The 15,347-nt window shown below is 76.0% G+C and carries 9 protein-coding genes; 1 reads left to right on the top strand and 8 read right to left on the bottom strand.

Annotated features, from left to right (window positions below; genetic code table 11):
• Positions 1 to 33: 33 nt before the first annotated feature.
• The 7 genes from OHS82_RS37280 to OHS82_RS37310 form a co-directional block, all read right to left on the bottom strand.
• Complete coding sequence (locus OHS82_RS37280) at positions 34 to 1,887, bottom strand: hypothetical protein (RefSeq protein WP_328435444.1); 1,854 nt, start codon at positions 1,885 to 1,887, stop codon at positions 34 to 36.
• Positions 1,884 to 5,690, bottom strand: coding sequence for a DUF5682 family protein (locus OHS82_RS37285; protein WP_443061817.1), 3,807 nt, complete (start codon positions 5,688 to 5,690; stop codon positions 1,884 to 1,886). Before OHS82_RS37285 ends, OHS82_RS37280 begins: the two co-directional genes overlap by 4 nt.
• Before the next feature lie 5 nt (positions 5,691 to 5,695).
• Positions 5,696 to 6,883: an ATP-binding protein gene (locus OHS82_RS37290; protein ID WP_328436150.1), complete on the bottom strand. Its 1,188-nt coding sequence runs from the start codon at positions 6,881 to 6,883 to the stop codon at positions 5,696 to 5,698.
• Positions 6,884 to 6,918: 35 nt separating this feature from the next.
• Positions 6,919 to 11,928: a hypothetical protein gene (locus OHS82_RS37295; protein ID WP_328435445.1), complete on the bottom strand. Its 5,010-nt coding sequence runs from the start codon at positions 11,926 to 11,928 to the stop codon at positions 6,919 to 6,921.
• Complete coding sequence (locus OHS82_RS37300; protein ID WP_328435446.1) at positions 11,925 to 12,779, bottom strand: DUF4132 domain-containing protein; 855 nt, start codon at positions 12,777 to 12,779, stop codon at positions 11,925 to 11,927. Before OHS82_RS37300 ends, OHS82_RS37295 begins: the two co-directional genes overlap by 4 nt.
• Before the next feature lie 121 nt (positions 12,780 to 12,900).
• Positions 12,901 to 13,290 carry a cold-shock protein gene (locus tag OHS82_RS37305; RefSeq protein WP_057582585.1) on the bottom strand — a complete coding sequence of 130 codons (390 nt, stop codon included), beginning with the start codon at positions 13,288 to 13,290 and terminating at the stop codon, positions 12,901 to 12,903.
• A gap of 102 nt (positions 13,291 to 13,392) precedes the next feature.
• The gene (locus tag OHS82_RS37310; protein WP_328435447.1) at positions 13,393 to 13,779 is read right to left on the bottom strand and encodes a DUF5997 family protein; all 387 of its coding nucleotides are present in this window, start codon (positions 13,777 to 13,779) and stop codon (positions 13,393 to 13,395) included.
• 71 nt (positions 13,780 to 13,850) lie between these two features.
• Between OHS82_RS37310 and OHS82_RS37315 the strand changes: the two genes are divergently transcribed.
• Positions 13,851 to 14,663, top strand: a complete 813-nt coding sequence (locus OHS82_RS37315) for a LysR family substrate-binding domain-containing protein (protein ID WP_328435448.1) — start codon at positions 13,851 to 13,853, stop codon at positions 14,661 to 14,663.
• A 127-nt stretch (positions 14,664 to 14,790) separates the two neighbouring features.
• Here OHS82_RS37315 and OHS82_RS37320 read toward each other — a convergent pair whose 3' ends face one another.
• Positions 14,791 to 15,267, bottom strand: a complete 477-nt coding sequence (locus OHS82_RS37320; RefSeq protein WP_057582582.1) for an Lrp/AsnC family transcriptional regulator — start codon at positions 15,265 to 15,267, stop codon at positions 14,791 to 14,793.
• Positions 15,268 to 15,347 lie beyond the last annotated feature (80 nt).

The raw sequence follows: 15,347 nt of genomic DNA on the forward strand, positions 1-15,347 counted from the left end.
CCACAGTAGGAGCGATTGAGGTCAGATCCTGACCTAAAACGCCGGGGCGTCCACCTCCCTGCCGGTACCCCACGCAGCCGCGCACAGTGCTCGTTCGACCTCGCCGGTGTAGAGGGCCGAGGCCAGCCACGCGCGGGCGAAACGGCCCGTGTCGGCGTGGAGCAGTCGGCCGAAGGCGTCGCGGGAGCGGTCCGCGGCGGCGGCCCCCAGTTCGTCCAGCAGATCGCCCGCGGTGCCGAGACCCGCACCGCGCAGCCGGGAGCCGTCACCGGTCCCGCCGCCCGGGAAGGCCAGCACTCGGCGGCCCCCGGACACGGTCTGCTGCACGCGCCGGCGCAGCAGGTGCAGCGGAGCCTCGTCCACCGCAGGCGCCGAGGCGGGTGCGGGGAAGACCGTCACGGCGGGCAGGTCGGCGTGGCGGAGACGGTCCAGGCCCAGGTCCACCCGGGCGTCGGACCGGCTCGGGTGTTCGGCGGCGAGCAGCAGCGCGCGGGGGAGAGGTCCCGGGGTGAGCCGGACGACGACCCGCAGGCGGCTGCCGCGGGCGGCGGCCAGCAGACGGAGGTTGTCGCGACATGGCAGGGCCGGGTGGTCGTGCGCCGCGACGAGCCGCAGTGCACGCCCCTCGCAGTCGGCCAGCAGACAGTCGCCCGTCGCCTCCCGGACCGCGCCCGCGAGGGTCACCGTGAGGAACAGCAGGTCACGGCCACCGGCCAGGGCGCCCGCGACCTGCTCGGCGACCGGGACCCGCCACAGCCGGTCGAGCGGTTGCGCACTCCAGTCGGCGCCCGAGGCACGCACCGCCCGCACCCGGGCCCCCGCGCCGAGCCGGCCGGTCGGGGAGACGGTCGCCCCGGACACCGCGAGGCCGGCGCGCGCCAGCTCACGGTGGGTCAGAGCGGTGTCACCGATCCGCACGGTCCGGTCGGCGGCCCCGATCGCCCGGCCGGGCCCGCCGGGGGCCACGTCGGAGACCGTGTACAGGCGGCCCCCGGCGTCGGCGGTCCAGGTGACCGCGCCCGCGTGTCCGGTCGCCGTCAGGACGGGCTCGGAGAAGACGCCGTACAGGCGCAGCGAACCGTCCGGCGTGTACGGCTGTCGTACCGTTCCCCGCAGTTCGGCCAGCGCCGGGCCGCTCGCGGACGGCAGACGGTGTGCCACGGCGAGGACGTCCCGCAGCGCGTCCGCCAGTTCGGGCAGCCGGTAGGCCGGGTCGGCGGAACGGGCCGCGCGCACCCCGGTGACCACGGAGACCGCTGCCGCCGCGGCTCGGGGCAGTCCCGCGAGTCGAGCGGTGTGCGCGGCACGCAGCAACGCCGCCTGGAGCACCGCCCCGGACCCGTCCGTCCCGGCGTCGAGCACGGCGGCCGCCGCGTCGAACACACCTTGTGCGGCCATGAGTTGAGCGGGCGACGGCAGATCGGCGTCGGGCGGCCCGGCGGCGGGCGCGGGCGGGTCGTCGGTGCGGGGCGCGTCGGGGGCGGCGGCCCCGGCCGTCGCGTCCGGCCGCGGTGACCGCCCTTCTCCGGGAGCGCCCTCCTGTGCCGGCCGGGGCTCCTGCCCGGCCGGGGCCGTCGCCACGGCGGCCGGGGCGTCCTGCGCCACCGGCGCGGCGCAGGCCGCCGCCGCGCGGTGCAGACAGTCCGGCGCCAGCAGGCAACCGCAGCGGATGGCGTCGGAGGTGGTCACCATGCCGTTCGGGGCGTGCAGTTCGAGGTCGGTGTCGTCGTCGACGGCGATCCGCACGGTGTCCCCGTCGCGGACCAGCGGACGAGCCGTCAGCTTGGCGATGCCCGCGTCCAGACGCTTGCGCAGCCTCGGCGACAGCGCCTCGACCAGGTCGGCGGTGACAGACGGGGCGACCGGAGGCAACAGGTCCGGGCTCATGCGATCTTCTCCCCTACCCAGCGGGCGAGTTCGAGCGGACTGAGGGCGGCGACGGGCATGCCCGCGGCGACGAGCTGCCCGGCGACGCCCGTCGAGTAGCGCGGCCGGCCCGTGTCGTCGAGACTCGCGCAGCCCAGCACATGGCAGCCCGACCCGACGAGCGCCCGCACCTCGGCGAGCAGCCCGCCGAGAGGACAGCCCTCCTCGAAGTCGCTGACGACCACGACGAGGGTCCGGGACGGCACCGTGACGAGCTCGCGGGCCTGCCGCAGACCCGCCGCGATGTGCGTGCCGCCGCCCACACTGACCTCCAGCAGCAGCGACAGCGGGTCCTCGACGTGGCCCGTGAGGTCGATGACCTCCGTGGAGAACGCCAGGAAGTGCGTCGACAGGGTCGGCACGCCGGCCAGCACCGAGGCCGTCAGCGCGGCCCACACCGTGGACGCCTCCATGGACCCGGAGACGTCCGTCACCAGGATCAGCCGCCAGTCCGCGGCCCGCCGCGCCCGGCTGCGGAACACCGGGCGCTCGGGGACGACCCGTACGACGCCGTCCGGGCCGCGCCGCGCGGTCGTCAGGTTGGCGCGCAGGGTGCGCGGCAGGTCGAGGCCGCCGCCGGGCCGCCGGCTCGGGCGCGGCAGCGTCGTGCCGTGCAGGGCGGGACGCAGCCGGGTCGCCAGTTCCCGCGTCAGCTCCTCGACGAGCCGTCGCACGAGCGGGCGCAGCGCGGCCAGCCGGGCCTCGGGAAGCCCGCCGGCGTGCCGCAGCACCGTGTGCAGCAGTTCCACGGACGGGCGCACGCTGTCCGCGTCCAGCTCCGCGAGGACGTCCTTGCGGCCCGACGCCGCGGCCGCCGCCAGCACCTCCTCCCGGATGCCCGGTCCGAACAGCGCGGCCAGCTCCTGCGACCACTCCCGTGCACCGGGATACGGCGCCTCCCGCCCGCCGCCGGTCCCCGGGCCCGTCAGATCCCCTCTGCTGCCCTCGCCGCGTCCGCTGCCGTACAGCTCGTCCAGGGCCGTCGCCAACGAGCGGGCGGACGCGGGCAGTCGGTCGGCGCGCCGCCCCAGTACGAGCCGCCACCGGTCGTCGGCGGCGAGGCGACGGTCCTCCTCGGGGGACGCGTTCTGGTCGGGGGACATGTTCTCGTCGGGGGCCGTGTCCTCGTCGCCCCCGGCCGACCGGAGTCCGTTTCCGGCGGAGACGGCGTCAGGGACGACAGCCGCGGCCGGCGCTGCGGCGGGCTCCGCGGCGGGCGACGTCCGGACGTCGGCGTCCCGCGCCGGCAGCAGGCCCAGCGTGCGCAGGGCGTCGCGCGCGACCAGGTCCGCCTCGGCCCAGACGGCGAGCGCGGCCGGGTCGACGCCCCGTGTGTCCCCGATGTGCCGGGTGCCGAGGCGCTCCTCGACGGCGGCGAGGAGCCGGTCGCGGGCCGCGGGGCTCAGGGTCTCGAAACCGCCCCGCAACGCCGGAAGCCGGTCCAGGAACTCCCGGTCGGGCAACGCGGCGACCCGGTCGAGCAACGGCGTCAGAGCCGGTTCCGCGGCCTCCAGCAGGGGGCCCGCGGCGGTCAGCAGCCCGCTCAGCCGGGCGGTCAGGGCCGCCCGGGAGCCGGGATCGACGGCTCCGTCCACCCAGGACGCGACCCGGTCGCCGAAGGCGCGCGGGTCCTCCTGTCCGAGCAGCACCCGGACGGCTCCCGCGGCGCCGCGCATCAGGGGCGAGCCGTCGGCGGCCAACCGGGCCAGCGCGTCGGTGAGCCGGACCCCGCCCGACAGGTCGGCCCGGTGCGCGAGTTCCAGCAGCGCGTGGGCGTCGGCCGGATCCTCGGACCCGGTCAGCCCGTCCACCTGACGGACCGCCGCCGAGGTGAGCAGCCCGGCCACGGCGGCCGCCCGCGCCGTCCGCCCCTCGTCGGCGCCGAGCCCCGGCACGTGACCGGCGTGCAGGCGGTCCGACAGGGCGAGACCGGCGAGGAGCTCGGGAAGGGTGCCGGCCTGCGGCAGCACCTCGGCGATGGCGTCCAGCCGCTCGTCCGCGAGCACCGGCAACCCGCACTCCGCGGCCTCCTCGAGCCCCCGAAGGACCTGGGCGGCCGTCGACCCGCCCTCCTCCCGTTCCGTGCGCAGGCGCTCCCGGAGCACGCCCTCGGCGGCCTGGGCCGCGGTGACGCCCCGTACGCCGGCCGCCGTCAGCATGGCCGCCGTCGCCGGCGTCCAGCGCACGTCCCAGCGCGAGGTGAGGGCCTGCGCGCCGCCCGCGCCGACCACCTCCTTCGCCTCCCCGTACGGCACCCCGCACACCGTGAGCCGGCGCAACAGCAGTTCCCGGCGCCGGTCGAGGTCGGACCGCAGCGGGTCGAGCCGCAGATCCCTGGCCGGGTCGGCGCTGTCCTGCGGGCCCGGCAGGCCCAGCGCTGCCGTCTCGGCCTCGACCGCCGGGGCCAGTCCGCAGCGCGGCGCGTCCGGTGCGGGCCGGCCGGTGCGCGACCCGACGAGCACGCGTTCCATCGCCCGTGCGACGGCCCGCCCGCGTCCATAGGGCTCGCCCTGCGCGAGGACCGTCTGCACCGCCTCGACCAGCTCGCCCCGGCCCGGCGCGGGCAGCCCGCGCAGCCGGGCGAGGTCCGAGGCCAGCCGGCTGATCTCGCGCGCGTCCGCCGGCCCCGACGGATGTCCGAGACCGCGCAGCTCCGCGCAGATCCTCACCGCGACCCGGACCAGCGCCTCCTCCAGCGCCGCCGGATCGCCCGCAGCCCGCAGCACCGTCTCCTGCCACTGCGGATCCCGGATTCCCGCCGGGTACCCGGACCGTTCGTCGAGGAGGGCGTAGGCGTACGGGATGAGCGAGGTGATCCAGGCGCCCGCCCGCCCGGCCGTGTCGCCGCCGCGGCCGCCGTCCGTGGAAGGGGACGCGTCGCCCCGCCCGGCCCCGGCCCCCCGCTGCTGCGTCGGCCCGTCCGTGTCCCCGCCCGCGTCGGCGAGGGCTACTCCGGTCAACGCCGGCGCGTGGAAGGCGCCGACGACCACTGCGGCCCGCTCGCCGTGCACGGTGGCCTCGGAGATCCGCGAGCGCATCCACCGCTCCCGCCGCAGGTCCAGCTCCGGAACCCCGCCGCCGGCGGCGGCCTCCTCGCGCAGCGCCCACCCCGTCAGCAGGGCCGCCCGGCGCAGCGCCTCCGGCGGCGAGCCCGGCGCGGCCGCCTCGACGAGCCGGTCCCACAGATCGTCCCCGGGGCGGCCGGTGAGTCCGGCCCGCAGCGCGCCGGTCAGCCCGAGGGCCTCGCCCTGCGCCGCGCCGCCGCGCCCCGCGCCCCACGCCCGGTCCGCGAGCGGCAGATCGCAGGCGATCAGGGGGACGCCGTGCCGGGCGGCCCAGCGCACGGCGGCCAGCTCCGGCGAGAAGTCGGCGAACGGGTAGAACGCCGGGCCCGCGCCGCCCCGTCCGTCGCCGGGTGCGGCGGCGAGCGCGACGGGGGCCCGCGTCTCCTCGTGCCCCAGCCAGCCCAGCCACTCCTGCATCTCCGCGGGCAGTTCGACGAGCACCACGTCCGGCCGGGCCTCGTCCAGCAGTGCGGGCACGGCGGCGGCCAGCGAGGGCGCGTGGTGCCGGACGCCGATGAGACAGGGCCCGGCGGAGTCGGTGAGGACGGCGAGAGCCTCGTCGGGGGTGGCGAGACCGCCGAGAGGACTGAGAGGACTGGTGGGGCTGAGAGGACTGGTGGGAGTGAGGTGACTGAGGGAGCCGGGGGAGTCCGGCAGGTCTGAGGGCTCCGGGAGGTCCGTGGTGGGGTGGAGGGACACGGTCGTCAGCCCTCCAGGACCGTGCGCAGGTCCCACAGGGTGCGCCAGGTGGCGGACCCCTGCTCGGCCCGGCGTCGGACGGGCCCGTCCCAGTAGCCCCGCAGCCGGGCCGCGTCGGCCGGGTCGTCCTTGCGCACCACGCCCAGCAGATGGCCCGGCAGCAGGCCCAGCACGTCGCGGTCCCCGGGGAAGTAGGCCGCGGCGAGGGCCAGCGCGCCCGCGACGGACACCGCCTCGGCGGTGCTCATCACGGTGGACGGCCGCTCCACCTCCCAGCCCTCCGCCGACCGCCCCTCCCGCAGGTCGCGGAAGGCGGTGACCAGCGCCTCCAGCACCGCGTCGTCGACCTGGAAGGGCGCGCCCGCCCGCTCCACCGAGGCTCGCGCCTGGCTGCGCACCAGCGCGGTCTCCGCGTCGAGGTCCGGGATCGGGCCGACCGTCTCGAAGTTGAAGCGGCGCTTGAGGGCCGCCGACATCTCCGACACGCCCTTGTCCCGCAGGTTGGCCGTGGCGATGAGGTTGAAGCCGGGCGCGGCGTGCGCCAACGCGCCGTCGGTGCCCGCCAGTTCGGGAACGGCCATGCGCCGCTCGGACAACAGGGAGACCAGCGAGTCCTGCACCTCGGGCAGACACCGCGTGACCTCCTCGACGCGCGCGATGGCTCCCCGGGACATGGCGGTCAGCACCGGCGACGGCACCAGCGCCTGCCTGCTCGGTCCCTGCGCCAGCAACAGGGCGTAATTCCAGCCGTACTTGAGCTGGTCCTCCGTGGTGCCCGCGGTGCCCTGCACGACCAGGCCGCTGGTGCCGCACACGGCGGTGGACAGCAGCTCGGACAGCATCGACTTGGCGGTGCCCGGCTCACCGACGAGCAGCAGCCCGCGCTCGCCGGCGAGCGTCACCACGCACCGTTCGACCAGCGCGCGGTCGCCGACGAACTTGCCCTCCACCGTCATCCGGCGCGGCACCCCTTCGGGGGTCTCCGCGTCGTCCGGGAGCTTCAGGGCACGCCCCGCGCTGCCCATGACGAACGTGACCACCGCACGCGGGGTGAGCCGCCAGGCGGGCGGCCGCGGCCCGTCGTCGTACGCGGCGAGGAAGGCCAGCTCGGCGGCGTACCGGTCCTCGGGCGGGACGATCTGGCGGACCGGGTCGGCGGACGGGGCGGGGGAGGACGGGGCGGTGACGGTCATCGGCTCGCGCTCTTCCAGGGGGGACGGGACGGTGGTCATCGGCGGCGGCCCTTGCGGGTGGCGCGGGTGGTGAGCTCCTCGTAGGCCGGGGCGTCACCGGAGCGGACGCGTTCCCACGCGCGTGCGAACAGCTCGGGCACCGGCACCAGCGGCACGGCGCGCCCGTAGGCGGGAATCGGGAAGAGCCCCTTCTTCCACGACTCCACCGGCAGTGCCGGGGACTTGAGGTCCAGCCAGCCGCAGGGCAGGAACAACGTGCGCCCGGCGCGCGCCCGCTTGGCCTCGACGACCAGACCGCTCGCCGCGAGTTCGGCGCGGGCCCGCTTCGTCCGGGCCGGTTTCCATCCGGTCCAGCGGACGCAGTTGCGGTCCGTGGGGTCCGGCAGTGCCAGCAGTTGGAGGTAGAGCGCCGCCGCGTCCTCGCCCAGCCCGTGGTGTGCCGTGACCTCGGCGACCAGCTCGGGCACGACGAGGAGCGGATCCTGGGCGTACCCGGCAGCCCCCGCGGGGTCGGCGCCGGCCGTGACCGCGCGGGTGAGCTCCTCGTCGAGGAGCGTCCGCAGCGCCCGCATGCCATGCCCGCGGCCCTCGCCGACGAGTCCTTCCATCAGGCCGAACACCGGGTCGTCGGGGGTGCGCAGCGCGCCCGACCTGACCAGCACGGTCTCCCGTTCGCCGTACCACGGGCGCAGCACCAGCGCTTCGCCCGCGTGCGTGAGACCGTGCGCGTCGGCGCCCCCCACGGCGGGCAGCCCGTACGCCTTGCGCAGTTCGGCCGCGGCCGAGGCGCCGGTGTCCGTCCATGCGACGTCCAGGTCGAGCAGCAGCTCCGGATCGGCGAAGCGGCGGCGCAGCGCGGCGAGCGCCTCCGGCAGGAGCATCCGCAGCGGGTGCCCGTACGGCAGGGAGTAGGCGAGGCCGGCCAGCGCGGCCACGGCGCGGGTCAGCTCGCTGCGGCCTGGCAGCGCCGCCGGGTCCTCCGCCACGAGGTTGCCGTCCTTGTCCGGCCGCTGGACGGTGGTGCGGCTGATCCAGGGGGTGCGCCCCGGGTTGAGGACCTCCTCCACGGAGGCGGTGGGCAGCCCGGCGAGCGAGAGCTCCCCGGCGAGGTCCTCCGGCAGCCGGACGACTCCGCCGAGCCGCTCGGCCCACTCCCGGCCGGCCGCCTCCGTGTCCGGTCCGGCCGTCCACAGGTCGCCGGGGTTCACCGGCAGCAGCGCGCCGACCAGAGCCAGCCGGTCGGCCGCCCCGATCGAGGACAACAGGGCATCCCCGAGCTCCTTCTGACGTGGCTTCAGGCAGGTAGCGGCGATCACCTCCGCCGTGAGCTGCGCAGGCCGGCCTGCGATCAGCAGAGCCGCCTGCATCGCTCCGAGCCCCCCGCCCGTCGCGTCGGCGAGCGCGTCGGGCGCCCCGGGCTGCCAGGGCGCCGGGCCCTTGTCCCGGACGAGTGCGGTGACCGCGCTCAACGCCCCGGCGGGGAACACCGCCGGGTGCGCGGTCTCCTGCGTCAGGGTGAAGTGGGCGATCGCGCCGAAGACGCCGGCCGGGTCGTGGTCCAGGGCGAGCCAGTACACCCGTCCGGCCTGCCGGTCGACGCTCTGACAGCCGAGCACGACGACGGTGCGGCCGTCGCGGCGCAGCACCTGCCCCACCCGCTCCTGTTTCTCGTGCGGTTCGCTCAGCACGACCTCGCGCAGGGCGCCGCCGGTGGCGGCGAGCGGCCCGTCCGCCACCGCCTCGCACAGCAGGAGCAGCGCCTCGCGGTGCGGCTCGGTCACCGTCGGCGAGGCGGCGCGGTAGGCGAGCGGTCGCAGCACGTCCAGCAACGGCGTCCACATCAGGCCGATGCCGGGAACGGTGAACTCGTCGCTGCGCCACCCGTCGGCGGCGCCGGTGGACCGGCAGGACTCGCCCAGCGGTGTGCCGTCGGCGGGGTTCCCGGACAGCACGTGGTTGAGGGAGCGGATCTGTCGCAGTGCGCTCCAGCGCACCTCGCCGCCCCACCAGCCGTGCGTGTGGGCGAGCCCGGCCGTGGCCTCGCGCAGTGTGTGGTCGTCCCCGTGCTCGGGCGCGAGGTCGGCGTACATGCCGAGGACGCGTCGGCTCTGCGCCTTCGGCCGGTCGGCCGGCGGCGTCACGAAGGAGGCGGTCGACTCCGCGAGTCGCAGCACCGCGCGTACCAGCGCGGCGACGCCCGTGACGATCCCGGGGTCGTCGAGCGAGGGCAGGCCGGCGGACACGACCTGCCGGAGGACCTCGTCGGCGGACGGGACGACGGCCCGGGCGTCCGTGGTTCCGTCGACCGCCCCGGCCGCCGCCAGCGTCTCCCGCCGTCGCGCCAGCGCCTCGGTCGCGGCCCGTACCAGGCCGGCCGCCTGCTCGTCGGTCAGCGCGCGCAGCACGGCCGACGCGGCCTCGTCGCGTGGACGCAGCGCGTGCCAGAAGTCGACCGGCGGGACGAACCGGGTGCCGGCGGCGAACTCGCCGCCGCGCTCCATCGGCGTCACCCGGCCGAGTTCGCCCGCCGCCGACGGATCGTCACCCGCGTACAGGGCGATCTGCCGGTGCAGGCCGACGGCCACCGGCTCGGCGCCGCCCGGCAGGCGCAGCGCGCCGAGCAGTTCGCCGGGCGCCCGGCCGTCGGCCCGGGCAAGGGCCACCGTCCGGCCGTCCGGCGTGCCGGCGACCGTGCGTGCCTCGGTGCCCTCGCCCTCGGTGCGCACCCAGCGCCCGAGCACCGTGCCGTCCGTGCCGAACGGGCTCTGCTCCAGGCCCGGTCGGAGCGGCAGCACCTGGCACTGCTCCTGGCGCAGCGTCGCGTCCTCCCGGATGCCGGACTGCAGGAACGCGGGCAGCGAGGCACGCCCGTGCGTGCCGCTCGCCGGGTCGTACTCGAGCCACACCTGCCGGCGGCCCTCCCTGCCCTGGCGCCACAGGGAGACGCCGTCGCAGAGGACACGCCGGCCCGCCGGCAGGACGGTGTCGCCGGCGTGCAGGGTGCGCCCGCCGGTGGCCCGGCCGCCGCCCGGCAGCGGGATCGAGGGGGCGCCCGCGTCGGAGCCGCCGTACCAGTAGTGGGGGATCTGCTCGCCGCCGAGCGGGAACACGTCGGCCGGGCGGGCGGACCAGTACCCGAACTGCTTGCCGTCCTGCCGCCACATCACCAGCAGTTCGCCGTCCGTGTAGCGGAACGCCGGGCGCTGCCAGCGGTCCGGCTCGACGGGCAGCCGCAGGTCGTGCTCGAGCAGGATCTCCTGCGGGCCGACGACGAACACCTTGTGCTCGCGGGAGACGATCAGCGCGGGCCACGCCTCGTGGACGGTCATCGGGTTGTCGTGGTCGCGGCCGGACCTGGTCTCGGCGTCGAGCCGGCGCAGCGCCTCGTCGAGCGCGGGCCAGCCCAGTTCGTCGAGGATGCCGGCGCGCAGCGTGTGGCCGAGCAGGGGGGCGACCTCGTGGGCGGCGACCGCGGCCACCGCCGCCGGGCTCACCCGGGCGGCCACCGCCCGGAAGGGGCGCAGGCGTTCCAGGGCGGCCCGCGCGGCGGGCAGGCCGACCGCCGCCGTCAGTTCCCCGGCCGCGTCCTCCAGCCACTCGCGCAGGACGTCACCGAGGACGGGGTGCGCGGCCAGACCGTCCAGCACCCCGTCGGCGAGCCGGTGGTCCTTGACGGTGCCGATGTCGGCGTACAGCAGCCGCCGCAGGCGCGGGTCGGCCGCCATCGCCGTCAGGTCGCGCCGCCCGGGACCGGGCCTGCCGATCCAGCCGTCCAGGGAGAGGAAGACGACCTCGTCCGGGCCGGGCAGCGTCAGCGGCACGCCCTGCGCCGCGCACAGGTCCAGCAGGTCCACGTCGGCGCCGGACCGCCAGCGACCCGTGCACAGGTCCACGGGACGGCCCTGCTCACGCAGGTGCGGCGCCATCCGCTCGACGAGGGCGAGGGTCGCCGGGGAGCGGTCGCCGACGTTCCCGCCGTGCTTGCGGTGCAGCGCCCACCGGCCGAGCCAGTCCGCTGCGTCGACCCCGGCCGCCTCCTCGCCGGTGAGGAGCCGGTCGGCCCCGCACTCCACGAGCAGCGCCAGCCAGAACTCGTCGTCCTCGACCGAGCGGCCCAGGCCGGCCGGCATGATCTCCAGCAGGCGCCCGCGTACCTCGGGCCGCTGCCCGGCGAGGGCGGCGAGCGTCGGCCGGTAGGCGTTCCAGAAGGACGCGGGGGCACGGACCGCCGCGGGCGACGCGAGCAGGTCGGCGACCAGGGCGCATTCCTCGCCCACCCGGTCGAGACCGGCGGCCTTGATCAGTTGGCGCGCGTCCTGCGGCAGTGAGGCGTAGGGCGGCATGCCGGCCGCGCAGCGCTCCACGGTCAACTGCCGGAACTGCGCCCAGGCCGCGGCCGGATCGAGCCGTGCGGCGAGCGCCTTGACGTGCTCCTTCAGCGCCTTGACGGTCAGCGCCCCCGCGAAGGCGAACTCCAGGAACACGGCCCGCTGCCGCTCCTCGTCGACCGCCAGCGCGTGCACCCGCTCCGCCTCGCGGGCCTTGCCGAAGAACGCGGAGGCGTACGTCGTGTTCTCGTACTGCAGGAAGACGCGGGCCGCCTGCTCGTAGAAAGTGGGCAGGAAGTGCGGCACGGCCCGGCCGAGCCGGGCGCCGAGCTCCTCGAAGCCGTCCTTGGCGGTGCCGGGACGGGACTTGGCCTGCCGGGCGAGCCGCTCGACGTCCTTGACCAGCGCCAGTGCGTGGTGCCCGTTCGCCGGGTCGTTGACCAGCGCCCAGGCGGGGAAGCCGAGCGTCTCCCGGCGCACCTGACCGACCCCGGGCGTCTCCGCCCGGCGGGTCAGCCCGAGGAAGTCCAGAGCCAGGTCCTCGGCGTCGCCGAGGGTGTCCGGCACGAGCCGTACGACCGGCCGGTCACCCAGGGCGGGATGGGTGTACGAGCGGACCGTGAGGGTGTCGGCGTCCTCCCGGCTCGTGGTGCCCGGGGGCAGGACGGCGCCGGCGTCGAGGAGTGCGGCCGCGGTGGCCTCGTCGTAGGTCGTCATGCCGCCCGCTCCTCGTCCTCGACGTCGCGGCCCGCGTACAGCGCGGCCGCCATCCGCATGCCCTCCGACCAGGCCACCGGCCCGACCTGACCGAGTTTGAGCACCCGGCCTGCGGAGTCGGTGAACACGAGGGGGCCGGTCTCCGCCTCCTCGTAGCCCTCGTAGTCGCCGACCCACACCCGGGCTTCGACGGTCCGGCCGTCCTCCAGCACGGAACAGACGGCGTGACCGCCGCGCACGCGGTAGCCGAGCTGGGTGACCCGGCCGTGCAGGAACCGCTGCTCCTTGAAGGCGCCGCCCGCGTACTCCTCGACGGCCGTGTCCTGCGCGTCGAGCGCGGCGGGCCGCTTCCACACCTCGCGGAAGAGCTGCTGGGCGCGCTGCTCGACGCCGAGTTCGACGGCGAACTCCCGCAGCTCCTCGAGGTCGTCGAGGAGCACGGGGTGCGGGAGCCGGACCAGGTCGGGGAGGAGGCGCACGGTGTCGCCGTCGAGGTCGACCAGACCGAGGCCGCGCTCCAGGTCGGCGTCCCGCAGGAACCCGGCGACCTCGCCGTCGGCCCCGGTGACGACCAGGTCACGCAGGGCGGACCGCCACGCCGGGTCGGGCCACACCCGCGCGACGACCGCGAACGGAACCGGAAGCGAACGCACCATCCAGCGCTCGACGTCGGCCAGGCACCGGCGTTCGTGCCGTTCCAGCCACTCGGTGAGCTGGCGCAGCCCCACCACCGCCGAATCGTCGGCGATCTTCGGCGGCACGGACTTCAAGCGGCGTCCGGCCGCGTTGCGGCACACCACCTTGCCGTCCTCGAGGGCGACTTCGTAGTCGCCGGCCGACACCCACCCCATGCGTGCCTCCCGCACCCGCAGTGATCAAGTGACGGGAACTGTAGAGGAGGCCACTGACAACGGGCCCGTACGGGCGGCAACCTGGGGAAAGAGCCCGAGAGGGGGCTTGCGGGCAGTCGGGTCAGCCCTCGACCCAGCCGTGGTTCTTGGCGAACTGCGCCAGCCCGGTGCGGACCTGCACGATCTGCTCGCCGGTGAGCGAGGGCGCCGCCGTCAGCAGGGCCTCGGTCACGTCCCGCACGAACTCGTCCGTGCTGAGGACGTCGCACAGGACGTCGTCGTCGGCGGCGAGCGGCTTGCCGTCCTCGCCCCGCGCGAGCCGCACCCCGGACGCCTTGGGGCCGCGGTCGCCGTCCTCGATCTCGAACTCCACCACGATGCCCCGGCGCACCTGGGACTCGGGCATCAACATGTCGTTGACGTGCAGGAAGACATCCTCCCCGCCGTCGTCGGGAGCGATGAACCCGTAACCCCGCTGACTGTCGAAGCGCACCACACGACCAGCAACCATCCCAACCCCCAGCAACATCGAAACACCCACGTCGGTGAACCTGCCCAGATGGTAGTCACAGCGACGGCGCGGGGGCGAGGCTCGGTGACGAGAAGTGGGGCGTCAGTCCTCGGCCCGCTCGGCGTCCCGCTTCTTGAGGCGCGCGGTCTCCTTGCGGACGTCGGCCTGCGTGGCGCGCTCCTTCTCCAGCCACTGCGGCTTCGCTTCCTTCAGCGCGTCGATCTGCTCGGAGGTCAGCGCTTCCGTCACCCCGCCCCGGGCCAGGCCCGCGATGGACACGCCCAGCTTGGCCGCGACCACCGGACGCGGGTGCGGACCGTTCTCGCGCAGCTTCACCAGCCACTCGGGCGGGTTCGCCTGCAGCTCGTTCAGCTCGGTGCGCGAGACGTCGCCCTCCTGGAACTCGGCGGGCGTGGCGGGGAGGTACACACCCAGTTTCTTCGCCGCGGTGGCGGCCTTCATCGTCTGGGTGCTCGCTTGCGACTTCATGCGGTCCAGGGTATCGGCCGCCGACGAGGACGCCGACCACGGGCGGTGACCACAGCCGGTAACCTGGCGGGATGACCGACTCGGCGGACTCCCCCTCGTTCCGGCTCGCGTACGTCCCCGGAGTGACGCCCGCCAAGTGGGTGCGGATCTGGCAGGAGCGCCTGCCCGACGTCCCCCTCACCCTTCTCCAGGTCACCGCCGCCGAGGCCGGCGACGCCCTGCGCGAGGGTGTCGCCGACGCGGCCCTGGTGCGCCTTCCCGTCGACCGGACGGTGCTCAGCGCGATCCCTCTCTACACGGAGACGACCGTCGTCGTGGTCCCCAAGGACCACGTGATCACCGCCGCCGAGGAGATCACCCTGGACGACCTCGCCGACGAGGTGGTCGTGCATCCCCTCGACGACGTCCTCGGCTGGGACCGGCCGCCCGGCGAGGCTGCGTTCGAACGCCCCGCGACCACCGAGGACGCGATCGAGCTGGTCGCGGCGGACATCGGCGTCCTGGTCGTGCCGCAGTCCCTGGCCCGCCTGCATCACCGCCGCGACCTGACCTACCGCACGGTCGTCGACGCCCCCGGGTCGGAGGTCGCGCTCGCCTGGCCCGAGGACGCGACCACCGACCTGGTCGAGGACTTCATCGGGATCGTCCGTGGCCGCACGGTCAACAGCACGCGCGGGCGAGCCCAGCCGACCCCGGCGAAGGAGCGTCAGCCGCGCAAGCCGCAGCCGGGGGGCGCACCCCGCAAGTCCGGCGGGGGAGCCGGCGGTGCCCGTGGCCGCAGCGGCGGCGCGAAGGGCGCAGGCGGCGGCAGGAGCGGCGGCGGCACGAAGGGCGGCGCCGGCCGGCGCGGCACCGGCGGCGGCAAGCCCCGCCGCCGCTCCTAGAGCGCCCGGGCCCGGCCGCACACCGGGGTCGCGTAACGCCCCGTGCGGATCGCCGTGTCCCGTCGGCGCGGCCGAGCAGGGACGCGTGCGGGACGCGACGGTGACCGCACGGGCACGGCGCAGACGGCTACCTCGCGGCCGTCCGCCCGATCGACTGCACCAGCGGCAGGAGCCGGTGCGGCACGCGTTCGCGCAGAGCCACCTCGGTGCGGGTGCGGACCACCCCGGGCAGGCTGATCAACTTCTGGATCACGTCCTCGAGGTGCGCGTTGTCCCGGGCGACGACCCGGGTGATCAGGTCGCCGCCGCCGGTGATCGAGAAGGCCTCGACGATCTCGGGCACGGCGGCCAGCGCGTCGCCCACGTCGTCGAGGTGGCCCTGGGTGACCTCGATGTGCACGAAGGCGAGGACCGGGTGCCCCAGCGCGGCGGCGGAGAGAGTGGGTCCCGTGCCGGTGATCACGCCGTCCCGCTCCAGCCGGTCGAGGCGCGCCTGCAGCGTGCCGCGGGCGACGCCGAGCAGGCGGGCGTACTCGCGCACGCTGGTCCGCGGCTGTTCGATGAGCAGCCGCAGGATGCGGGTGTCCAGCTCGTCCACGGCCATGTGGTCGCCCGGTCCCTTCGTGCACACACGGATCAGCGACGACAGTACCAACGGCCCGGCGGACCGCGACCCGGCGGCTC

It is taken from the genome of Streptomyces sp. NBC_00425 (genome assembly GCF_036030735.1).
Lineage (GTDB): Bacteria > Actinomycetota > Actinomycetes > Streptomycetales > Streptomycetaceae > Streptomyces.